Source organism: Ligilactobacillus equi DSM 15833 = JCM 10991 (genome assembly GCF_001435735.1).
Classification (GTDB): Bacteria; Bacillota; Bacilli; order Lactobacillales; family Lactobacillaceae; genus Ligilactobacillus; species Ligilactobacillus equi.
This window is the reverse complement of record NZ_AZFH01000004.1, coordinates 1-521: the sequence shown is the minus strand read 5'-3', so window position 1 is coordinate 521 and position 521 is coordinate 1. Positions and strand designations below refer to the sequence as shown.

Genomic DNA, 521 nt, shown 5'->3' with positions numbered 1-521 from the left:
GCTGAATCTGAGCGACTTGTTGATGTCGAACTAGATTCTGATGTTGACTTGCTTGCGGAAGTACTTGCAGAATCGTGCCAGTACTTAGATAAGCTCATTGAAGCTGAAGTGCTTAAGGATTTATTTTTATCCTTTTGACTTGATAATGCTTCACTTGCAGACTTGCTTGCTTCTGAAATTGATTCACTTTGTGATTCGGATTCAGATTTAACTTCGTTACTCTTGCTTGCTTCTTCTGAAGTTAAGCTTGTTACACCATTCTTACTCTTACTTTGAGATTCTGATGTTGACTTGCTTGCGGAAGCACTTACGGATTCAACCGCCGATTTACTTTCGTTTGCTGAAGTTGACGCACTTGCGATTGCTGATTCAACTACTGAACTTGCTTCTGACTTAGATTCTGACAAGCTTTCGGAAACTTCTTCAGATACTGATTGGTATTCTGATGTCGATACTGAGTGTTCAGATACTTGGCTTTGTACTTCGCTTGAGTGATCCTCTACTGAAGTTGATGTACTTCT

1 pseudogene is annotated in these 521 nt (G+C 39.9%); it reads right to left on the bottom strand.

The annotated features are described in order from the left end of the window. A pseudogene (locus FC36_RS12060) lies at positions 1-521 on the bottom strand (hypothetical protein); the annotation flags it as partial.